Source organism: Peptoniphilus phoceensis (assembly GCF_001517665.2).
GTDB lineage: Bacteria > Bacillota > Clostridia > Tissierellales > Peptoniphilaceae > Peptoniphilus_A > Peptoniphilus_A timonensis.
In genome coordinates, this window is the sequence record NZ_LN999808.1 from 268,455 (window position 1) to 291,425 (window position 22,971).

Sequence of the window (22,971 nt, forward strand, 5' to 3'; positions counted from 1 at the left end):
TATGAAGAGATTTTACACAACATATTTAGTATCAGCCTTTTCTGATAGGGCATTTATGGGCAATTCAACTGGTGTTGTAATTGATGATGGAAGACTCACAGATTTGGAAATGAAGAATATTGCTAAAGATATAAATCAGTCTGTCGTAGTATTTGTAAAAGAACTGGATAGAGATAGGTATTTAACAAGATTTTTCACACCAGAAGGTGAAATAAATTTATGTGGTCACGCAACTATTGCTACTTTTTATGCCTTAGCTGAAAATGAGTATATAAAAAGTCAGGATAGCGGAACAAAACATATTATTCAACATACCAAAATTGGAAAAATTCCAGTTGAGCTTGAGTATAGAAATTTTAAGATTCAAAATGTCCACATGAACTTGGATATAAAATTAAGAGAAAAATATCAAGCCACAGAAGGCGTTTTAAGAGCTTTAAATTTAGATAGCAATGCTATCGGTCTAACTATAAAAGAAAACTTAAATATGGAGAAAATCTCAACGGGGACCTGTGATATTCTAGTTCCCGTAAAAAATGAAGAGTTTTTGTCTTCAATAGTTTTAAACAAAGAAGAGGCTATTAAAATTTCTAAGGAAGAAAATATTATTTCTATTCATGCTTTTACAACAGAAGATGGAAAAGAAGTTAAACAAAGAACCTTCTCCCCAATTATTGGAGCTGACGAAGAATTTGGAAGTGGAACTTCAACAGCAGCTACTATGCATTATTTAAAAGCAAATGAAATTGGGCAAAGTGATTCTATAGTTGCAATTCAAGGTGACTATATAGGAAGAATTTCAAAAGTTTTAACAAATATTGGTGAAAGTGATGATAAGATTAGGGTTGGCGGTAGAGCCTACGTGTTTATGAATGGAGTTATTTATTTATAATGGGAAGAAGAAATAAAAAATCAAATAGATCAAAATTGGTTTTGGTTATATTTTTTGCAGTCCTAATGTTTTTTGGTATAAGCCTAGTTTCTTCTAGAAATAAAATAGTTGATATGAATCCAAAAGACATTGACTATATTGAAATTATTGGTTTTAAGACTGATAATATGAAAACCATAAAAGATAGAAAAACAGTTAATAAAATTGTAAAGGACCTAAATGGTTTAAGAGGAAAACAGGCAAATAAAGATATAAATGGTGAAATTGTAAATTATATAAATGTTTATTTTACAAGTGGAAATAAAATTTCATTTGTAAAGTCTGGTTTAACTGTTAGAGTTAATAATATTTACTATAATATTAGTTCAAAAGATTCAAAGATGATTGATGAGATAATAGAAAAATATGGAAGATAAACCTGGTGAGCAAGGCTCACTGGGTTTTTTATTTGAAAAAATGTGGACAATTAATTACTTTTATGAAGTCTGTGGATAAAAAATTAAAACAAAAAAGATATAAACATAATTTATATTGTGTATAAGTTTAAAATTTTAAATTAAATCAACAAATGTAGATAATAAAATAATTTTGTGGATAAAATTTGTTAAAAAATAAAGAAAATAAATGAGGAAAAGCGAAAAGCACGACTTATCCACAGAAAACAACACAAAAAAAAGGACCCGAGCAAGCTCGAGTCGATTTTTATAACTACATAGTCTTTTTATCAACTGGTAGGAAAGAATCCACAATACCAAGGATAAGTGCACCAACAACAGCACCAAGAACTGATACTGTAAATCCATCAACAAGTTGACCTGTGATGAATAAAATTATTGCTGCAACAACAAATCCTACTGCACCTCTACCAAATGGTGAAGCGTCAACTCCTGTGAATTTATTGATAGCCCAGTCTAAAAGACCAATAACTATTGCTGCCATAATAGCAGTTGAATAACCGTCTGTTTGGATTCCGATTGAAAGTGCAGAAGTTATAAGAATAGCTAATCCACTTACCAATACTTTGATTAATAATTTTATCATATATTATTCCTCCCTAATATATATATAACCTCTGAGATTGATTTTAAACAATTTTTATTATTTTGGGTATAAAATAAATGGGAGGTATTCTATGAAACACATGAAAATAGAGGTTTTTATACCTAGAGAAGATACAAAAAATTTAATGAAAAAGATAAACGATGCTGGTTTTTTAAAAGAGGAAAATTATGATTATTGTTATGCAGAAACTGAAGTTTTAGGTCATTTTCGTCCAATAGAAGGTGCAAATCCTTATATTGGAAGTCTTGGAAAAGTGGAGGAAGTCCTTGAAAGTAAACTTGAATTTAGGATTAAGGAAGAGGATTTAGAAGATTTAATAAGTACAATTAAGTCCAATCATCCTTATGAAGTTCCAGTTATAAATATTATTGAACTAAAAGATATTTAGATAGTAAAAAAATCACCTGCTAATGCAAGTGATTTGTGGCGTCCACGAGAGGAGTCGAACCTCCGGCCCCACGCTTAGGAGGCGTGTGCTCTATCCTGCTGAGCTACGTAGACCTATAAAATTATTGTATATAAATATTTAAGAAGTGTCAATAAATTATGACACTTCTTTTTTGATCAAGCTGCTTTCTCCATGTTAACAAAGATTTCTTCAAAGACTCTTTTAAACTTGTTAATTATTCCCTTTTCATAGACCTTGTCTTTTACGATCAAATCACTTGTATAAACTAGGTCATCACCATCATAAAAATTGATTTTTCCAACTGAAGAGCCTGCTTCAATCGGTGCTTTTAATTCATCATCAATTTCTACAATTTCTCTAAATTTATCAGTTGATTTAGAAAGTATGTATCCAACATCTTTTTGGTAAACAGGTATATTTTCATCTTGAGAGTCAAGAACTTCTATGGTTCTAATTTCCTTAAAAGTGTCACCAATAGCATTGTATCCATAATCTTCAAAACCTCTTGTCATAAGTCTTTTGCAGGCAACAAATCTTTCAAAATCAGAGTTTGAACCAGTGGTTATTCCAATTAATCTCATGTCTTTGGATTTACCTTCTTCTCCCTTTTCTAGACCAGTTAAGATGACGCATCTTCCTGCTGCATTGGTATATCCAGTTTTTAAGCCATCTATTTCTGGAACAATTCCCAGAACTGGGTTTGTACTATATTCAATAAAATTTCTAGCTGGATCTTCTAATTTATCAATTGTAGTATATTGTAATATATCTGGATGAAACTTTATAAGTTCAGATGCTAGTTTAAACATTTCCCTAGTTGTCATCTTGTTGTAGTCAAGTATTTCATAATTAGTAAGTCCTGTTGGATTTACCATAAGGGCATTTTTCAAACCAAGATCGGCACATTTGTCGTTCATCATTTTTACAAAAGCATCTGTTGAACCTGCTACATATTTTGCCAAGGCCGTTATAGCGTCATTGCCAGATACTACCATTGAAGCTTCCACTAATTTTTCTACAGTTACCTTATCGCCTTCTTTTAATTTAAAAGAAGAACCTGTCAATGCGGCAGCTTCGTGATCTATTTCAACTTCGTCACTCAAGGATATTTTGCCTTCTTGAATTTTATCCAAGACTACAAAAATCGAAACTAATTTAGAAGTTGAAGCCATGGCACGAACTTCATCTAAGTTATAGCCTTCTAATATATCACCTGACTTATAGTCTCCCAGTAAGTAAGATTTTGTTAAGCTTTCCAGAGGAAGTTCTTCTAATTTTTTTATTTTTTCAGCTTCATATAAATTGGCTTTTTGAACCCCTTCTTTCGTCGGAACTAGAAAATTTTGATTTCTAATTGTATTTGGGTCCACTTCTTTTTCTTCACTTGTTTTATTTTCTGTAGCTATATTATTTTCGCTACTTGCATTTGTATTTTCAATAGATTTAGTATTATCTTCTGCTAATACATTAACTGGAGAAGATAAGAGCACTAGACCTAGAGATAAATACAGAAGTAATTTCTTCATCTTGCACCTCGAAAAATATTGTACCAAATTATAAATAGATTGTAAATTAATGACAATCTTTAGAAATAGATAGAAGTGCTAATTTATGGGTAATGTTATCAATGTAAGAGTCAATATGTTATAATAAATTTTATAAATTTAAAAATAAATCTATGAGGAGATCATAATGGATAAACAAAAAATAGAAAAAGCAGTTGAAATGATAATAGAAGCAATTGGAGAAGACAAAACGAGAGAAGGTCTTTTGGAAACTCCTGCAAGAGTTGCTAGAATGTATGAAGAAGTATTTGCAGGACTTGGAAAGACTGCAGAAGAACATCTTTCTAAAACTTTTGAAATTACAGAAGATAATATTGTTGTAGTAAAAGACATTGATTTTTACTCCATGTGCGAACATCACTTCCTGCCATTTTATGGAAAGGCTCACATTGCCTATATTCCAAATGAAAAGGTAGCTGGACTTTCTAAGCTTGCAAGAACTGTGGAAACTTATGCAAAAAAACCACAACTTCAAGAAAGACTTAGCATTGAAGTAGCTGATGCAATGATGAAATACCTTGAACCAAAGGGAGTTCTTGTTGTAATAGAAGCTGAACACATGTGTATGAATATGAGAGGCGTAAAAAAACCTGGTTCAAAAACTGTAACAGCTGTTGCTAGAGGAGTTTTAGAAACAGATGAAAAACAAAAACAAGAAGCCTTTAGATTAATTGAATTTTAATGAAAGAAACAGATTTAATATTAAAGAGCCAAATTTTCAACGACTATCTTAACGAATTAGAAGAACTTGAAAATGATAGGATTTTTTGTAAACACAACTATGAACATTTCGTATCTGTTGCGAGAATTTGCTATATTCTAAAATTAGAAGAAAATGTTGATGTCGAAAAAGATATGATTTATGCAACTGCCCTCCTTCATGATTTGGGGAGGGTTCTTGAAATCAAGGAAGGTTTAAACCACGCTATTGGCTCAGTAAAAATTGCAAGAGAGATATTAGAACTTACAGATTTTTCTGATGAAGAAAAGGAAAGAATCCTAAATTGTATAGGATCTCATAGGAGCAAGGAAAAAGCAGAAGATGAATTTTTTAACATCTTTTATAGGGCAGACAAACTTTCTAGACCTTGCTTTAGATGTCCTGCCTATAAAATGTGCAATTGGAGTTTTCACAAGAAAAATCACACAATAATATATTAATGTATTGATGGGAGAATTATGGATTTTATCAAGATAAAAGATTTAGAAGTCTATGCTAATCATGGACTTTTTGAAGAAGAGAAAAAACTTGGACAAAAATTTTTAATTAGTATAGATATAGGCATGAGCTTCAGAGATTGTGCAATAGAAAAGAACTTGGATAGGTCCATTGATTATGGAAAATTATCCCACGAATTATATGACTTGTTTAAAAATGAAACTGAAGATTTAATCGAAACTCTGGCTTATAAGATGACAAAATTTATTTTTGACAATTATGAAATAGCAAAGACAGTAGATTTGACAATAAAAAAACCTTGGGCGCCAATAAATCTTCCCCTAGATACTGCAGAAGTTCGCTGTAAGAAAAAAAGAAGAGATTATTATATTGGAATAGGTACAAATCTTGGCGACAGAGAAGGATATATAAATTCTGCCTTAGAAAAAATGAAAGAATCAGGTCTTAATATTTTAGATAAAGCATCTATAATAGAAACTAAGGCTTGGGGCAAAACTGATCAAGGAGATTTTTTAAACACAGTAGTTAAAGTATCTTCTTTTGAAGATCCTCATGATCTGCTTCATATATTGCAAAAAATTGAATTAGATTTAGGCAGAGTTAGACATGAAAAATGGGGAGAAAGAACTATAGACTTGGACGTTCTATTAATTGATAGAGAAATACACTTTACAGATGAATTGATAGTTCCACATCCTTATATTGCAGAACGTGAATTTGTATTGGAATCATTAAATGAACTTATTCCAAACTATTTTCACCCAATCTTAAATAAAAAAATAAGTAAACTTTACGAAGAAGTGAAAGATGAAAATTAAGAGGATCGCTTGTGGTTGTCTTATAATTTTAATATTTTTCTTTGGGATAATTATTGCCATGAATTTTTTAATTAAATCAAGTTCAGAAAGAAGAGCCCAAGAAGAAATAGATTTTAGACAAGCATATATAGAAGATACTGAAAAAATGGCTGTGAGAATAGCTAGAAAAAATAATATTTTGCCTTCTGTAATGTTAGCTCAATCAATACTTGAGAGTAACTGGGGTAGGTCTGAACTTTCTAAAGAATATAACAATTATTTTGGAATAAAAGCAGTAAAAAAAGACCAGGGTGTTGTTTTTGAAACTGAAGAATATGTAGATGGAGAAAGTGGAAGATACATGGAGAATTTTAAAAAATATTCTTCAAAAAGAGAATCTTTCGAACATTATGCAAAACTTCTCTCAACAGCCAAGAGGTATGAGAAAGTAAAAACTGCCAAGAATTACAAAGAAGCGGCTAAATATATAAAAGAAGGCGGATATGCAACAGATCCATCTTATGCTGACAAAATAATATCAGTTGTAGAAAAGTATGAATTGGATAAGTATGACGAGGTAAACAAGTGACAAAAGAAAAAAAAGAATGGCTAATAACTAGCATAATAACTATTATTCTTTCTATTGTTTTTCTTGTATTTAAATATAACAATCTAGATACAAATAATTTTGTCAAAGTTTTTAATTTCAAAAGTCTGGCAATCTTTTTGGGGATAGTATCGATTTCTACCCTAATTGTTTTCTTTTTCGTAGATGAAAAGAGATATAAAGATACAAAATCATTTTTTATTTACATGATTATTTTGATGGCAATAGACATAATAATAACGTTGTTTAGGTTTAAAACTCTTGAAGGGGTGAGCCCAGCAGAGTTAGAAATTATAAAATTTGAGATTAAGAAGTTGTTTTTAAATATTGGAATTTACGTTTTTGTATTCTTGGGGATAATTTCAATGTCGAGAAAAAACGATAAAATTGCAGAAGAAATTGCATTAGAAAAAGAAGAAACAAATAAAAATATGAAAAAAACTAATGGAAATAAAAAGAAAAAGAATAAAAAATAAGGAAGAGGATAAAAATTGAATAAAAAAACATCAAACATAGTCTTAATAATATCGGCGATAATACCCTTTGGGCTTCAGTTTTCAGGCTTAAAATCAGAACTTGGAAATGGATCAGTAATGTATTCAATTATGTGGGCAATAGTAAACTATCTCTTTTTGATGACAGCCCTTGACTTTATAAAAAAGTACAAGAAAATATTAAAGCTAGAGGACTTAAATATTAGAAAGAGAACTTATAACCTAAATGTTTTTGTCTACATAGGATTTTTAATATTTGTAAATATATACTTTTTCCAACAAATGTATGTAAGAAACAACGATATAATAAACTTTTTGGCAAATCCCTTATTCTTAATAGGACTTTTCCTATTATTTATATTTAATTTGCAAAATGGAAAATTCCCAAGTAGAGAAGACAAGGACACTATAATTTATGAAATACCCTTTAAATCATCTATAAGAGATGGCAAAGATAGATTAGGAACAGTTGTCGGATCTTATGGTAAGGGGCTAGTAATTGGAAATAACTTTTTCCCTTACGAAAGTATGAAATCTATTTCCAAGTCAAAGGATGATCACATTGTGATAAAAGGAAAAGAGGACTCCAAAAACTATATAGTTAATATTGGTTCTTTAAACTCTGCAAATCAGGCAATTATAGAAATTAACAAAGCCTTAAATGAAGGGAAAATTGACGAGAAAAAAATTAATCTAAAAAAGATAAAAAACTTTTAGGAAAACATTGACAAAAGCATAATCATGCTCTATACTATAAGTAAGCTAGCTAGAGAAAACAAATTGGTAACTAAGAAAAGGTGATTCCAATGACAAGTTTTAAATTATCCCGCAAGGGAAAGGTAGCAAAGTATCTCATTTGAAGTAGCTTAGTGCTAAAGGTTGAATGCTTAATTTAAGAGGTATAGAGCTATAGTTACATAACAATTGAAAATTTTAAAATCTAGAGACTCGTAAGGGTCTCTTTTTTGTAATTAGAATACCCCTGGTTAGACCAGGGGTTCAATTTAGCTTTAGCGATGAAAAACTAATAAAAAAAGACCTCCATGTTAAAATAAATTGTGGTTTACCAGAACACAAAAATAACAGGAGGTTTTTTATGAATTTAAATCATACACATAGTCTATCACATACAAAATGGAATTGTAAATATCATGTAGTGTTCGCTCCGAAATATAGAAGAAAAGTATTTTACGGAAGCAAAAGATTAGAAATAGGTGCAATATTAAGAGAGCTTTGCAACTGGAAAGGAGTTAACATAATAGAAGCAGAAGTTTGTCCAGATCACGTGCACATGTTGTTAGAAATACCACCAAAATTGAGTATATCTAGTTTTATGGGATTTTTAAAAGGCAAAAGCAGTATTATGATATACGATAAGTGGGGTAGCTTAAAATACAAATACAGAGGAAGGCAATTTTGGTGCCGAGGATACTATGTAGATACAGCAGGAAAAAATACAAAAGCAATAAAAGAGTATATTCATAACCAACTTAAAGAGGATGAATTAAGTGGTCAGATAACAATGGACAACACAGACCCCTTTAGGGGTTAGCTAGTAGTAATTGCAAGTGGTAAACCACAAGCGTCCTTGAGACGCAGCTAGCAAAAAAGGTCCTTTGGACCGCAAAAGCAAAACCACCGGCTACGCCGGTGGATTTTTATTTGTTTTAATTACAAAGTTAAGATTAGATGAATTTTAAGAATTTCGAATTAAAAAAGAAAAATTTATTAAAATTAGTGAAAATTCACGAGAAAGTAAAATGCAAGCAAAAGTTGCTATTTATTTACTTGTTAGATAAATATTTTTGTTATATTGAGTTTGAAAATATAAAAATTAGAAAACTACAAAAATAAAAATTAAATTAATAATTAAGGGTATTTATTATATTAGGATATAGAATATGTTATTTCTATAAAGATTTTATAAAATTCTTGACAAAGGTATTTAAGGGCAGTATAGTGTAAATATAAAGTATATACACTCATAAACTTTATTTTACATATTTGTTAAAAAAAGGAGGTATTGAGGGATTTATTAATACATAGTTATTGTTAAAAAAGTAATATTAAATTAGAGAAGAATTGTACTTTATTATATTATATTCAAATATTAAACTTTGTTAATTATTGTGTTTAACACATTTTTTGTAATATTCATTTAATTTGCAATGGTTTTTTATATATAATATAATCATGACAAATAGGAGGTATACTATGAAAAAGAAAATTTTATCTATTTTTCTTGTACTTATTGCAGCCATAACACTTGGCGCTTGTAGTGCAAACACAACAGCTTATCTAGATGCATCTCAAAAAGTTGCAGACTGGAAAGGCTCAAAGGTCTCTGGAAAACTCGAATATAATGTCGAAGTTAAGGATCCTGAAAGTAAAGAAACTGTGAATATTAAGTTCCCTGCAAGTTTTACTGGTGAACAAGTGGGTCAAGATAAGGCACATGTATTGATGGATATGGACTTATCAAATTTAAAGAAAGAAATTGCTAAAAGATCAGATAGCCAAGAAGAAATTGCAGGACTTAATAAAGATGTACCTAATAAAATGAAAATGGACATTTTTGTAAAGGACAATGAAATTATTATGTCAAAGGACATCTTTGCACTTAATAGTGATTCTTTTAAAGACATAAAAGAAGATTATATTTCAATTTCAAATGAAGAAAATGGCATTTCACCAAAAGCTACAAAATATTTTAATTCAGAGGAATTTAAGACTGATTTATTAAATTTAATGGAAGTTGCTTTAAAAGATTATAAACAAGAAATTGACTTTAAGGTTGAAGGTAACACTTACACTTTAAATACTACTAGTGATGCTGTCATAGATGAATTTATAAAATCTGCCGATGGCGTTATGAAAAATTGGGATGCAGTTTCAACTTCTGCACTAGCAATTGTTGATAAGGCTGGACTTCCAATGACTGAAGAAGATAGAAAAGATTTTAAAGAACTTAACAAAGAATACAAGGCAGAAGATTTAAAAGAAGCTGCTAAAGGAATTAAAGAAACTATTAAAGGATCAAATTTATCTGAAAAAACTACTTTTGAAGAAAATAAAATGATTCAAGAAATAGCAATGAAAGTTAACGTTGCTGATTTTGTAAAAGTTTCTGTTAAGGGAAATTTTGATACTGTGAAAGACGAAAATGTTAAGATTAACTTTCCAACTTCAGTTAAAAAATTGACTTCAGAAGAATATTTGAAGTTAATAATGCCAGAAGTAAATATGTTAACTGTAAGAGTTAATGGCGAAGATATAACTTTTGAAGATCCTGAAGCTCTTCCAAAGATTATTAATGACAGAACAATGTTAGCTGCTCGTGCTTTCTATGAAAAAATCGGCGCTAAAGTTGAATGGAATGGAAAAGATAGAAGTGTAACAGTTTCAAAAGATAATTATAAGATTGTTTTAAAGATTGATTCTGATAAGGCTCTTGTAAATGGAAAAGAAGTTAAGCTTGATTCACCAGCTACAATTATTAAAGATAAAACTTATATTCCAGTAAGATTTGTATCTGAAGCTTTTGGTTACAAAGTTAAATACGATGCAAACGAAGGAATGCCAATAGTTGATATTTTTAATATTACTGAAAAAGAATTAGAAACAAAACTTCAAGAATTAGAAAAAGAAGAAAATTATAAAATGATAGCTTCTATGAAATCATCTGGTCAAAAAGATGAAGAAATAGAAGAAACTTTAAAAAATCTTTATGAAGGTGAAGAATTAGATAAAATTCTTGCAGCTAAGGCTGATATTGACAAAGATCCAGAACTTCTAAAGAAATACCAAGATCAAATTCAAAAGGAATTAGATGAAATGATGGGAGAAGTTCCAGAAGATAAAGAAGAAAATAAAAAAGAAGATAAGCTTACTGAAAAAACAGAAAAATCTGCAGAAAAAGTAGCAAAAGTATTGTTTTCAGTTGTAAAATAAGCTAGAAAATTTTCCCAAGAGCAAGTTCTCTTGGGATTTTTTTTAATTATTTATATTTTTTCTTTCATCATAAGCTATTTATAAATTTTTTGTTTGTGGTACTATATAGTAGTATATGTTTTAAATAGTTAATGAAATCTACTATATGGGGGATTTATGAAAATATTAAAAAGAGATAAGAGAGAGGTTAATTTTGATCATTTAAAGATAAAAAATGCCATTGAAAAAGCCTTTGACTCTGTTGGAAAGACTTATGATGATGCTGTAATAGCATCTTATGCCTTAGATATAAAAGAAAGCCTTTTAAAAAACTATGATCCTAAAAATCCACCAACGGTTGAGGAAATACAGGATCTAGTTGAATTAAAACTTATCGATGAAAAAGAAATTGATGTTGTAAAAGCTTATATACTTTACAGAAATAGACATTCTGAAGAAAGACAAATTTTAGATAAATTTGCAAATTTCATTACAGACGAAAATGTCCTAAAGATTTTGAAGTTTGTTAGGAAAAATTATGATCCAAAGAAGTATGAGCTTGAAAATTTATATAACAAATTTGAGTCTTTTGTAAAAAAAGATCAAACACAAGATGCCTATCTTTCTGAAATTATTAAGGCTGCCAGCGAACTTACAGATAAGGATGCACCTAGATGGGAATTTATTGCAGCTTTATTTTTAAACTACGACCTAGAAAAGAAAATTAAGAGAAATCTTGAAGATTTTAAGATTAATAATTTTTATGAAAAGATTGTTTTCTTAACTGAAAAGGGTCTTTATGGAAAATATATCCTTGAAAATTATTCTAAAGAGGAAGTTCTTGAACTTGAAGAATATATTGATAATTCTAGAAATAGACTTTTAAATTACTCCGGTTTAGATCTTTTAATTAAGAGATATGTTATAAGAAGTCATGACGGAAGATTTGTTGAAACAATTCAAGAGATGTTTATGGGAATTGCAATGCACCTTGCTATACCAGAGAAAAATAAAATTTATTGGGCGAAGAAATTCTATGATATTTATTCAAGTTTAAAGGTGACAGTTGCTACACCAACAATGTCTAATGCAAGAAAACCATACAATCAATTGTCTTCTTGTTTTGTAGACACAGTTCCTGATACTTTAAAGGGAATTTATAGATCAATTGATAATTTCGCCCAAATCTCTAAACACGGTGGCGGAATGGGTCTTTATTTTGGAAAAGTTCGTGCAACTGGGTCTGATATTAGAGGATTTAAGGGTGTTGCTGGTGGTGTAATAAGATGGATTAAACTTGCTAATGACACTGCTGTTGCCGTAGATCAACTTGGTGTTCGCCAAGGAAGCGTCGCTTGTTATCTTGATGTTTGGCACAAAGATATTCCAGAATTTTTGCAACTTCGCACAAATAATGGTGATGATAGGATGAAGGCTCACGACATCTTCCCTGCTATTTCTTACCCAAATTTATTTTTTGAATTGGCAGAAAAAGACATTAATGCAACTTGGTATATGTTTGACCCTCACGAAGTTTTAGAAAAAAAGGGTTACGCTCTTGAAGATTTTTATGGAAAAGAGTGGGAAGAAAAATATAGAGAATGTATTGATGATAAAAATATTTCTCGCCGTGAAATGAGCGTAAAAGATTTAGTAAGACTTATAATAAAATCACTTACAGAAACTGGAACACCTTTTGCTTTTTATAGGGACAATGTAAATGAAATGAACCCAAATAAACATGTTGGCATGATTTACTCATCAAATTTATGTACAGAAATTATGCAAAATATGTCTGCTATTGAAACTCTTGAAACTACAATAGAAACAGAAGATGGAGATGAAGTCATTGTCACAAAGACAAAACCAGGCGATTTTGTTGTTTGTAATCTAGCATCACTTGTATTAGGAAATATTGACCTAGAAAATGACAAGGAGCTTAAAGATATTGTGGCAACAACTGTTAGGGCTCTAGACAATGTAATTGACTTAAATTATTATCCAATACCTTATGCAAAAGTTACAAATAGAAAATACAGATCCATTGGACTAGGAACAAGTGGTTATCACCATGCCCTTGTAAAAGCTGGAATGGCATTTTCTGACATAGAAGATCACTTAAAATGGGCAGATAATCTTTATGAAAGAATTAATTTTCACGCAATTACAGCATCTATGGAGATTGCGAAGGAAAAAGGATCTTATGATTTCTTTGAAGGTTCTGACTGGCAAAATGGAAATTATTTTGACCTAAGGGATTATAAAGATGAAAAGTGGAATAAATTAAGAGAAGAAGTAAAAGCAAATGGACTTAGAAATGGATATATAATGGCAATAGCTCCAACAGGTTCAACATCAATTATCTCGGCAACAAGTGCAGGAGTTGATCCAGTTATGAATAGATACTTCTTAGAAGAAAAAAAAGGTTCAATCTTACCAAGAGTTGCACCAGACCTTAGTCCACAAACTTTCTGGTTATATGAAAATGCCCACGAACTTGATCAAAACTTTGTAATTGAGGCTGCGGCAATTCGTCAAAGACACATTGACCAAGCTCAGTCAATTAACTTTTATATTACTACAGACTTTACAATGAGAAAGATTTTAAATCTATATATCAAAGCTTGTAAGGAGAAACTAAAGTCTGTTTATTATGTTAGAAGCAAGTCTTTAGAGGTTGAAGACTGCGATTATTGTGCGTCATAAAATAGGAGGAATTATGCAACTTTCAAAAAGAGGTCTCTTTAATGAAAAGGGAGATATTGAAACTTCAAAAAGAAGAGTTATTAATGGAAATACTACAAATTTAAATGACTTTAACAATTTAAAATACTCTTGGACAAGTGATTGGTATCGTCAAGCTATGAATAACTTCTGGATTCCAGAAGAAATAAACCTTTCACAAGATGTTAAGGACTATAGAATTTTAGATAAACATGAAAAAACAGCTTATGATAAGATTTTGTCCTTTCTTATTTATCTTGATTCACTTCAAACAGCTCAAATACCAAAACTGCAATCTTATGTTACGGCAAATGAAATCAATCTTTGTCTTTCAATCCAAGGTTATCAAGAGTCTATTCACTCTCAATCCTATTCTTATATTTTGGACACAATATGTTCTCCAGAAGAAAGAGAAGAAATTCTTTACCAATATAAGGATGATGAAGTTTTATTAAAAAGAAATAAATTTATTGGGGACCAATACCAAGACTTTTATGAAGATGAAAACTTGGACAATTTCATGAAGGCACTTATTGCAAATTATATCTTGGAAGGAATTTATTTTTACTCAGGCTTCTCCTTCTTTTACAATCTTGGAAGAATGGGCAAGATGCCTGGCACAGTTTCTGAAATAAGATATATAAATAGAGATGAAAACACTCATCTTTGGTTATTTAGAAGTATAATTCTTGAAATGAAAAAGGAAAATCCAGAAATATTTACTGATGAAAATATAAAAAAATATAAAGAAATGCTTAAAAAAGGTGTTGAAGAAGAAATATCTTGGGGTAAGTATGTCATAGGCGATGAAATAAGAGGTCTAAATCAAAAAATGATTGAAGATTATATTATGTATCTTGGCAACTTGCGTTCTAGAAATTTAGGTTTTGGAAATCTATTTGATGAAAATATTGATGAGCCAGAATCAATGAAGTGGGTCAGCGAATATTCTGATCCAAATAAAATAAAGACAGACTTTTTCGAAGCAAAGCCATCTGCATATTCTAAATCTTCAGTAATTGAAGATGACCTTTAATAATTAAAAATAATTAAGCCGGATTTTTAATCCGGTTTTTATTATCTTTTAAAGGAATTCATCAAAAAAGAGGGAGGTTTATTATGAATGAAGATAAGGGCAATAATAACAAAAGACCCAAATATAATTTACTTAGATATTATGTAATTGCCATTTTGGCTGTCTTTGCTCTAAACTGGTTAATTCTTCCAATTTTAAGTCAAAATAGTATGGAAAACTCCTCCTATTCTGATTTTAGAAAGAATTTAAGCCAGAATAAAATTGAAGAAGTTAGTTTTAAACAAGATCAAATTCTTTACAAATTAAAAGATGACAAGAAAATTTACAAGACTGGAAAAATGGAAGATCCAGATATTGTAAAAGATTTAGAAGAAAAAAATGTAGACTACTCTTCTGAAATACCAGAAAAACCAAGTTTATTTGTGTCATTTATAATGACTTGGGGATTTCCAATTCTACTTTTCTTCTTGCTACAAAGAGCACTTACTAAGAGAATGCAAAATCTTGGAAATGGTGGAATCTTTGGCGGTGGAAAGAAAATTGAAAAGTACGAACCAAGTGGTGAAACTGTAAACTTTGACGATGTTGCTGGTCAAGAAGAAGCAGAAGAGTCTCTTGTGGAAATAGTCGATTACTTAAAAAATCCAAAGAAATATACAGAAATTGGTGCCAAGTGTCCTAAGGGTGCACTTTTAGTTGGTCCTCCAGGAACTGGCAAGACTTTACTTGCAAGAGCAGTGGCTGGAGAAAGTCACGTTCCTTTCTTCTCAATTGCAGGCTCTGAATTTGTCGAAATGTTTGTTGGTCGTGGTGCAGCAAAAGTTAGAGAGCTCTTTGAAGAGGCAAAGAAAAATGCTCCATGTATAATTTTTATTGACGAAATCGACACAATTGGAAAGAAGAGAGATTCTGCTGGAATTGCTGGAAATGATGAAAGAGAACAAACACTTAATCAACTTTTATCTGAAATGGATGGATTTGACGGAAACATTGGAATTGTAATGCTTGCTGCAACTAATAGACCAGAAATTCTAGACCCAGCTCTTTTAAGACCAGGAAGATTTGACAGACAAATAAGAGTTGAACTTCCAACACTAAAAGATAGAATTGAAATCTTAAAAGTTCATGCAAGATCTTACAAAATGGAAGAAGATATTGACTATTCTTTAATAGCAAGATCTACTGCAGGTGCTTCTGGTGCCCAACTAGCAAATATTCTTAATGAAGCAGCTCTTCGTGCCGTTAGAATGGGACACGATAAGGTTAGACAAGAAGACATACAAGAATCTATTGAAGTTGTAATTGCTGGAGCACAAAGAAAACAAGATATATTATCTCCAGAAGAAAAGAAGAGAGTATCCTATCACGAAATTGGTCACGCACTTGTTGCAGCCCTACAAACTGGGTCTGAACCTGTGGAAAAAATTACAATTATCCCAAGGACTTCAGGTGCCTTAGGATATACTATGCAGGTTCCTAAAGATGAAAAAAATCTTTACACTAGAGAAGATTTAATAAATCATATAACAACTCTTTGTGGAGGACGTGCTGCAGAAGAAGTAATCTTCAATGAAGTGTCAACAGGAGCTGCCAACGATATTGAAAAGGCAACAGAAACAGCAAGAGCTATGATAACTCAATATGGTATGGCTGATGAATTTGGCATGGTTAAGTTCCAAGATTCTGGTTCAAGATATATGGGCGATACTGGAAACATGAACTGCTCTGAAGAAACAAGAAAAGAAATCGATGACTTAATGGTTAGCATAGTTAAAAAAGCTCAAGAAAATGCTAGAAAGTTAATTGCAGACAATAGAGATGCAATGAAAGAACTTGCTGAATATTTACTTGAAGAAGAAACAATAACAGGAAAAGAATTTATGGAAATTTTATCAAAGTACAAGAACTTTGATGAAGAAAAATAAATTTTATAAATTTGTAACTTGTGAAAAGGTGGCTTAGGCTGCCTTTTTTGATTGCAAAAAAAGGTCTAGGGATAAAAATAAAATCCTAGGTTTTTATGCCTAGGATTTTTTGTTTATAATTGTTTTTACAATTTATCTTTGAATAAAAGTTTTAATTTAACTTATTTTGAAAGTTTTGAAATTATTTGTGCAACTTCTGCCCTTGTTAAGTTTGCCTTTGGAGAGAACTTGTTATTTGAAGTGCCGCTTAAAATTTCCTTGTTAGCTAGGAATTGAATGTCTTCATAAGCCCAGTCAGAAATTTCTTTTTCATCGTTAAAGACAACAAGTTTTTGAGTTGAAATATCGTCGCCCATTAGTTTTAAATAAGATGCTAAAATGTGAGCCATTTCTTCACGAGTAATATTTTCTTTTGCTATGGCTTTAGAAGTCTTTGGAAGAAGTTTATTTTCAACTGCCCAGTTCATATATTCAGTGTAGAACTTACCAGCTTCGATATTTTTGTCTTTTACTTCAGTGTATTTTGTAGTATCTACATTTCCAAGTCTTCCCAAGATTGTTATAAATTCTCCACGGCTAATTTTTTCGTTAGGAGAGAATTTAAGGTCACTTGTTCCAACCATTAATTTCTTGTCAATAGCTTGGATAATTGCTTTTCTTGCCCAGTGATCTATTAAGTCAGTTTTTGAAACTTTTGAAAGTTCTCCTTGAAGATCTTTTTCTAAATCAAAGGCTTCTTTTTCCCATTCCATTGTTTTATTTGTAGAAAATTCGGCTGCTTTTTCTTTATCTTTTGAATAAAGTTCAATCCATTCTTTTTCGATTTGAGGAAGTTCTTTCATAATCTTATCTTCAAAATCTGTAACAGTCTTTCTTGTTGATTCGCCTAGTTCTTCCCTGTTTCCAGAAACTAAATCATTTACAGAAGATCCAACCCAGTAATATGAGTTTGCATCATAAGTTGGTGCATTATTTTTAGCTTCATCTGTTGAATCATTAATATCAGGGAAAATTGGAATCCAAGGAATATTAAGTGGGCTGCCTAAAGTCATCCACATTAGACCTGGAGCTTCTTTAGGATATCCTTCCTTAATTTGGAAGATGTGAGCTTGCATTGTGTTAATAGATCCTATTGGTCTTTTGTGAGTATTAGGATTTGCTTTTCTTTCAGCCTTGTTATCTGATGGGACATAATCTGTTCCTTCAAATCTATTTCTAAAAACATTTAGAGCGTGATTTATGTCAATTTTTTCACTGCCTTCAGAAAGGTCATTTAAAAGGTCAAATCTTTTAGCATCATAAGGAACTTTTGAATTAGGATCTAGATCATGGATACCAGACCAAACTCTTGAACGGCTAGTTTCTGCAATTTCTTTAGGACCATAAGATCCTGCCATATCCATAAGTCCATCTGCAGTTTCTTTATAAGTTCCTGCTTTTTTTGCAACTTCAACAATATCTTTTGAAGCAATGACATTTTCCTTGTCATTTAAATCAACTCCACCTAGCCAATAATCGTTAGGGAAGATACTGAATTTGTCAGTTGGATAATTTATTGCAACATATTGGTGACCAGAATAGATTTCCATATACCAAACTTCGTCTTGGTCTCCAAAGGCAACAATATCGCCCATAGATGCACCTTGTTTATCTATTGTGTCAGCTAAAAGTTCAATTGCTCCTCTTGCTGATCTTGCGTGAGCAAGTAAAAATGTAGTCATGCTTGCTTCGTTTACACCGTTTTTAACGAAAGGATCAGCTTTTTCGATTTCTTCTGATGGATCAGCAGAAACTGTACAGAAAATGCCAACACCTGCTTCATTGTAACCGGCAGCATCGTAGACGCCTTGTTCCATGTCCTTTGGTTTAGCACTTGAATCTGGAGTTGAGAAGAACTTTAAAGAATCTTCTTTATGTATGTATTCAAAACCGTTATTGACGTCAACTAACTTATCGCCCTTCTTTATTTCTCCACGAGGGTGAGTTACGAGTCTCATAGTTCTGTTTCTTTGATAGTCTTCAGTTCTTCCGAAGATAAAAGACCCATCACTTGTAAGATCTTTACCTACAATGATTCCTGTGCAGGCAAAAGTAGGCATAGCAATAGATAAAACTAAGCTAGATGCAAGACCTGCTACTAATAATTTTTTCTTACTACTTTTCATAATTACCTCCTTAATTCTCTTTTTTATAAAATTGTTTTCCTCATCTATAAATAGAGGAATCAGAGAATCTCATAAATATAAGGTAACACCATTAAACATATGTGTCAATGTTTTATTTTAATACTATAATTTATTAATGTATCACTTAAAATCAATAAACAAAATTATTTATTTAAAAAATTTTGGTTTTTGGGTATAGGTGAATTAGGTGATAATATGAAAAATATTAAAGTAATTTATCTTGCTGGTGGATGTTTTTGGGGAACAGAAGCCTATTTTAAAAACTTAAAAGGAATAAAGAAGACAGTAGTTGGATATGCTAATGGAAAAAGTGATGATACAAACTATGAAATTGTAGCAAGTACTGATCACGCAGAAACTGTTAAAATTTATTATGACTTCTCAAGGATTTCTCTAACAGAAATCTTACTCCATTATTTTAGAATTATAGATCCAAAATCAATAAATAGACAAGGAAATGATATTGGTAGACAGTACAGGACTGGTATCTATTGGGAAGAAGAAGACAAAGACTCTGAACAAATTGTAAGAGATATTATGAAATATGAAGAAGAAAAATTAGGAAAACTTGCAGTTGAAATCTCTCCTATTAAAAATTTTGTAAAAGCAGAAGACTACCATCAAGATTATTTGGAGAAAAATCCTATGGGTTATTGTCATGTGAACTTGAGTCTTGCAGATGATCCTATAATTGATGATGAAAGAGAATTTTTAAACAAAAACAAAAGAGATTATCTAGATGATATTTCCTATGATGTAATGGAAAATTCTGGAACAGAAAGACCTTTTACAAGTGAATTAAATGATGAGTATAGAAAGGGAATTTATGTTGACAAACTTTCTAGAAAACCACTTTTTGTTTCTAGTGACAAGTTCGATGCTGGATGTGGTTGGCCATCTTTTTCAAGACCAATTATTTCAACTTATCTAGAAGAAGATAGGGACACTTCCTTTGGCATGGTGAGAACAGAAGTAAGATCCAAGTCATCAGATTCTCACTTAGGTCATGTTTTTCCAGATGGTCCTGTTGAAATGGGAGGACTTAGATATTGTATAAATGGTGCTTCTTTAGATTTTGTTCCTTATGAAAAAATGGATGAAGAAGGATATGGTGAATACAAAATTTTTGTAAAATAATTTAATAAATAAAATATATCTTATATAAATTAAAATATATTAAAAATTATTATTAATATTTTAAGAGACCTAAATTTAGCCAAAGGGTCTCTTTTTTATGTACTTTAATATATTTTTTTATATATTTTCATTTATAAAAAACAATGTTTGCTAGATAATAAAAATGATTTCCTCTACTTGTCATCCTCATAGAATTGAGAAATAATGATTGAAAAAGATTTTTTGATATGATAATCTATTAACACAAGGAAAACAATTCCAAATATAAAAAGGGAGGTGAGAACAATAATTTATACAGAAGAAATTTTAGAAGAAGCCCTTAATTTAGGCAGAAAATACCTACATGAAGGTAATGTTGCAGATTATATTCCTGAACTTGCAAAAGTTAATGCCAATAAGGTTGCAATTTCTACAATCGAAGATGGTGAGCTTCACAGTGTTGGTGACTCTAAAGTTAGATTTTCTATTCAATCAATTGTAAAGGTAATTCTTTATTCTCTAGCAATGGAAAATTACAAGGTTGCTGAATTGAAAAAATATGTTGGAGTAAGACCATCTGCAAAACCTTTTAACAGTGTCATTGAACTAGAACTTTCTGAAAAAAGGATTCCAGTTAATCCTTTTATCAATGCCGGAGCAATTATTATAGTAGCTATTTTATATAATGTTTATAGAGAAAAAACTTTTGATGTAATACTTGAAAAGGCAAGCGAGTTTTTGGGAGAAGACGTTGATTACAGTAGAGAAATTGCACAGTCAGAAAAAGAATCTTCTTTCACAAATAGGACACTTATCTATTTAATGCTATCAAGAGAACTTCTACCAAGTGACACACCTGTAGAAGAAGTTTTGGATACATATTTTAAAGCTTGTTCAATTCTTGTTAATACAGAAAACCTAGCTCATATGTCCTATGTTATTTCAAATAACGGTGTTGACACTGAAGGTAGAGAAATCATAACTTCAAGAGAAGCAAGAGTTTTAAGATCACTTATGGCAACTTGTGGTACTTATGACTATTCAGGAGATTTTGCAATAAGAGTTGGGCTACCTGCCAAATCTGGAGTAGGAGGCGGTATTGTAACTGCATCAAAAAATAAAACAGGTCTTGCAGTTTATGCTCCAAGACTTGACAAGCATGGTAACTCTTATAGTGGAGTTAGAATGTTAGAACATTTATCGCAAGAATTAGACTTATCAATTTATTAGAGAGGTAGAAAATGAGAGAATTATTATCAGCCGTCAATGGCGTCTTATATTATCCAATATTAATTATTGTATTGCTTGCCTGTGGATTTTATTTCACAATCAGAACAAAATTTATACAATTTAATTTATTAGGTGAAGCATTTAAAGTTATCAAAGAAAAACCAGAAGGAAAAGATGATGTATCTTCTTTCCAAGCACTTATGGTATCAACTGCATCAAGAGTAGGTACTGGTAATATCGTTGGTGTTGCAAACGCAATCTGCCTTGGTGGACCTGGTGCAGTATTCTGGATGTGGATTATCGCACTTATTGGTGGTGCTTCAGCATTTATAGAATCAACACTTGCACAAATTTATAAAAAACGTGGAGATGATGGAGTATCCTATGGTGGACCTTCTTACTACATAGAAAATGCCATTGGATCAAGAGGAATTGGAGTTCTATTTGCAATAGCTCTTATTGCAACTTATGCAGTAGGATTTAATATGCTTGCATCCTTTAACCTTCAAGACTCTTTTAGAGTTTATGATTTCTACGTACCAGGAAAAACTTCTTGGATTATAGGTGCAGTTCTTGCAATAATAGCAGGATATTGTGTACTTGGTGGTGGAAAGAGAATTATAAAATATACATCTTTACTAGTGCCTATCATGGGAGTTATTTTCGTAATTATGGCTCTTGTAATGATCGTTATCAATATTACAAATATTCCAGCAATGTTTGGAATGATCTTTAAAGATGCATTTAACTTTAAGGCAATCTTTGGTGGAGTTGCAGGTTCAGCTTTAGTAGAAGGTATTAAGAGAGGCCTTTACTCTAACGAAGCTGGTATGGGTTCTGCTCCAAACGCAGCAGCATCAGCATCAGTTTCTCACCCTGTAAAACAAGGTTTAGTACAAATGATTTCTGTATTCCTAGACACAATTGTAATTTGTTCTGCAACTGCATTTATGTCACTTTCATCAGGAATAGCTCCAACTGAAGATTTAGCAGGAGCACCATTTGTTCAAGCATCACTTTCTACAGTATTTGGAAAATATGGTAACTTATTTATCACAATTTCACTTGCCCTATTTGCTTTCACAACATTACTTGGAAACTTATACTACGTTGATTCTTGTTTAACTTACCTTAACAAAAAAACACCTTCAAAGACATTTATGCTTTGCTACAGAATTATAGCAATCTTATTAATCTTTGTTGGAGCAGGAATTGAAATGTCACTTGCATGGGATATAGCAGACTTCTTAATGGGAGTTATGTGCTTAATTAACATTCCATCAATTTTATATCTTGGAAGCATTGCACTCAAAGCTCTTGAAGATTACAAGAAACAAAGAGCTGAAGGCAAAAACCCAGTATTTAAAGCAGATGCAATTGGAATTGACACTTCAAAATTAGATTACTGGAAATAATATAAGTGTAAGGATAAAAATAATTAAAATATAAAAATAAATTTGATGTGCTCATATAAAAGGAGCACAAAACAATTTAATTTAAACTTAAAAGGGTGTTAGCTATATTATTTAGTTAACATCCTTTTTCTTTTGCCAAAAAAATTTTTATTTGACTTTTGAAAGTTATCTATTAAGGTTAAAAATTTGTTGTTATATTAATTAACTTTGAAGATAATAATTTCACTTTATTCTTGTCATGGTTTCTTATTTTTATTTTATATATTACTAAAAGTATTCTACATAATAAAATCAGTCTTAGCCTAATTATTGTGGATTAAGGAAAATTTTAAAAATTTATGTTAAAAAGATTTGGAGATTATTAGAAGTAATGAAATTTAAAATTTAATTATATTTAAATTAC

Annotated in this window: 20 protein-coding genes and 1 tRNA gene; 17 read left to right on the forward strand and 4 right to left on the reverse strand. The window is 30.9% G+C overall.

Annotated elements, in window-relative coordinates; all coding sequences use genetic code 11:
• Position 1: 1 nt before the first annotated feature.
• Positions 2–892, forward strand: a complete 891-nt coding sequence (locus tag BN3657_RS03325; protein ID WP_062551764.1) for a PhzF family phenazine biosynthesis protein — start codon at positions 2–4, stop codon at positions 890–892.
• The gene (locus BN3657_RS03330; protein WP_062551765.1) at positions 892–1,308 is read left to right on the forward strand and encodes a hypothetical protein; all 417 of its coding nucleotides are present in this window, start codon (positions 892–894) and stop codon (positions 1,306–1,308) included. The genes BN3657_RS03325 and BN3657_RS03330 overlap by 1 nt, the downstream gene beginning before the upstream one ends.
• Before the next feature lie 292 nt (positions 1,309–1,600).
• On the opposite strand, the gene BN3657_RS03335 is transcribed toward BN3657_RS03330, so the two are convergent.
• The gene (locus tag BN3657_RS03335) at positions 1,601–1,933 is read right to left on the reverse strand and encodes a phage holin family protein (RefSeq protein ID WP_062551766.1); all 333 of its coding nucleotides are present in this window, start codon (positions 1,931–1,933) and stop codon (positions 1,601–1,603) included.
• A gap of 91 nt (positions 1,934–2,024) precedes the next feature.
• Between BN3657_RS03335 and cutA the strand changes: the two genes are divergently transcribed.
• Entirely contained in the window at positions 2,025–2,342 is a 318-nt protein-coding gene (gene cutA, locus BN3657_RS03340; RefSeq protein WP_062551767.1) for a divalent cation tolerance protein CutA, read from the forward strand.
• Between the two features lie 36 nt (positions 2,343–2,378).
• On the opposite strand, the gene BN3657_RS03345 is transcribed toward cutA, so the two are convergent.
• Together BN3657_RS03345 and BN3657_RS03350 are read right to left on the reverse strand one after the other, a co-directional pair.
• Positions 2,379–2,455, reverse strand: a tRNA-Arg gene (locus BN3657_RS03345).
• A 63-nt stretch (positions 2,456–2,518) separates the two neighbouring features.
• Positions 2,519–3,889, reverse strand: coding sequence for a D-alanyl-D-alanine carboxypeptidase family protein (locus BN3657_RS03350; RefSeq protein ID WP_062551768.1), 1,371 nt, complete (start codon positions 3,887–3,889; stop codon positions 2,519–2,521).
• 166 nt (positions 3,890–4,055) lie between these two features.
• Between BN3657_RS03350 and folE the strand changes: the two genes are divergently transcribed.
• From folE to ftsH, 11 genes are all read left to right on the forward strand, one after another.
• Complete coding sequence (gene folE / locus BN3657_RS03355; RefSeq protein ID WP_019139054.1) at positions 4,056–4,610, forward strand: GTP cyclohydrolase I FolE; 555 nt, start codon at positions 4,056–4,058, stop codon at positions 4,608–4,610.
• Complete coding sequence (locus tag BN3657_RS03360; protein WP_062551769.1) at positions 4,610–5,089, forward strand: HD domain-containing protein; 480 nt, start codon at positions 4,610–4,612, stop codon at positions 5,087–5,089. Before folE ends, BN3657_RS03360 begins: the two co-directional genes overlap by 1 nt.
• Positions 5,090–5,107: 18 nt before the next feature.
• Complete coding sequence (gene folK, locus BN3657_RS03365) at positions 5,108–5,926, forward strand: 2-amino-4-hydroxy-6-hydroxymethyldihydropteridine diphosphokinase (RefSeq protein ID WP_062551770.1); 819 nt, start codon at positions 5,108–5,110, stop codon at positions 5,924–5,926.
• A complete protein-coding gene (locus BN3657_RS03370) occupies positions 5,916–6,494 on the forward strand; it encodes a glycoside hydrolase family 73 protein (protein ID WP_062551771.1) in 579 nt (192 codons plus the stop codon). Before folK ends, BN3657_RS03370 begins: the two co-directional genes overlap by 11 nt.
• Positions 6,491–6,988 carry a hypothetical protein gene (locus BN3657_RS03375; protein ID WP_062551772.1) on the forward strand — a complete coding sequence of 166 codons (498 nt, stop codon included), beginning with the start codon at positions 6,491–6,493 and terminating at the stop codon, positions 6,986–6,988. The genes BN3657_RS03370 and BN3657_RS03375 overlap by 4 nt, the downstream gene beginning before the upstream one ends.
• A gap of 15 nt (positions 6,989–7,003) precedes the next feature.
• Complete coding sequence (locus BN3657_RS03380) at positions 7,004–7,723, forward strand: hypothetical protein (protein ID WP_062551773.1); 720 nt, start codon at positions 7,004–7,006, stop codon at positions 7,721–7,723.
• Between the two features lie 379 nt (positions 7,724–8,102).
• Positions 8,103–8,558, forward strand: a complete 456-nt coding sequence (gene tnpA, locus BN3657_RS03385) for an IS200/IS605 family transposase (protein ID WP_062551533.1) — start codon at positions 8,103–8,105, stop codon at positions 8,556–8,558.
• 662 nt (positions 8,559–9,220) lie between these two features.
• Complete coding sequence (locus BN3657_RS03390) at positions 9,221–10,957, forward strand: copper amine oxidase N-terminal domain-containing protein (RefSeq protein ID WP_062551774.1); 1,737 nt, start codon at positions 9,221–9,223, stop codon at positions 10,955–10,957.
• A 156-nt stretch (positions 10,958–11,113) separates the two neighbouring features.
• Positions 11,114–13,642: a ribonucleoside-diphosphate reductase subunit alpha gene (locus tag BN3657_RS03395; protein WP_062551775.1), complete on the forward strand. Its 2,529-nt coding sequence runs from the start codon at positions 11,114–11,116 to the stop codon at positions 13,640–13,642.
• Between the two features lie 13 nt (positions 13,643–13,655).
• Positions 13,656–14,696, forward strand: a complete 1,041-nt coding sequence (locus BN3657_RS03400; protein ID WP_062551776.1) for a ribonucleotide-diphosphate reductase subunit beta — start codon at positions 13,656–13,658, stop codon at positions 14,694–14,696.
• 83 nt (positions 14,697–14,779) lie between these two features.
• Positions 14,780–16,621, forward strand: coding sequence for an ATP-dependent zinc metalloprotease FtsH (gene ftsH / locus BN3657_RS03405; RefSeq protein WP_062551777.1), 1,842 nt, complete (start codon positions 14,780–14,782; stop codon positions 16,619–16,621).
• Positions 16,622–16,782: 161 nt separating this feature from the next.
• Here the strand turns inward: ftsH and BN3657_RS03410 are convergent, their stop codons facing one another.
• The gene (locus BN3657_RS03410; protein WP_062551778.1) at positions 16,783–18,786 is read right to left on the reverse strand and encodes a C69 family dipeptidase; all 2,004 of its coding nucleotides are present in this window, start codon (positions 18,784–18,786) and stop codon (positions 16,783–16,785) included.
• A 216-nt stretch (positions 18,787–19,002) separates the two neighbouring features.
• Between BN3657_RS03410 and msrB the strand changes: the two genes are divergently transcribed.
• From msrB to BN3657_RS03425, 3 genes are all read left to right on the forward strand, one after another.
• Entirely contained in the window at positions 19,003–19,944 is a 942-nt protein-coding gene (gene msrB / locus BN3657_RS03415; protein WP_062551779.1) for a peptide-methionine (R)-S-oxide reductase MsrB, read from the forward strand.
• Between the two features lie 276 nt (positions 19,945–20,220).
• Complete coding sequence (gene glsA / locus BN3657_RS03420) at positions 20,221–21,153, forward strand: glutaminase A (RefSeq protein ID WP_230204179.1); 933 nt, start codon at positions 20,221–20,223, stop codon at positions 21,151–21,153.
• A gap of 11 nt (positions 21,154–21,164) precedes the next feature.
• Positions 21,165–22,568: an alanine/glycine:cation symporter family protein gene (locus BN3657_RS03425; RefSeq protein ID WP_062551780.1), complete on the forward strand. Its 1,404-nt coding sequence runs from the start codon at positions 21,165–21,167 to the stop codon at positions 22,566–22,568.
• Positions 22,569–22,971: the final 403 nt, after the last annotated feature.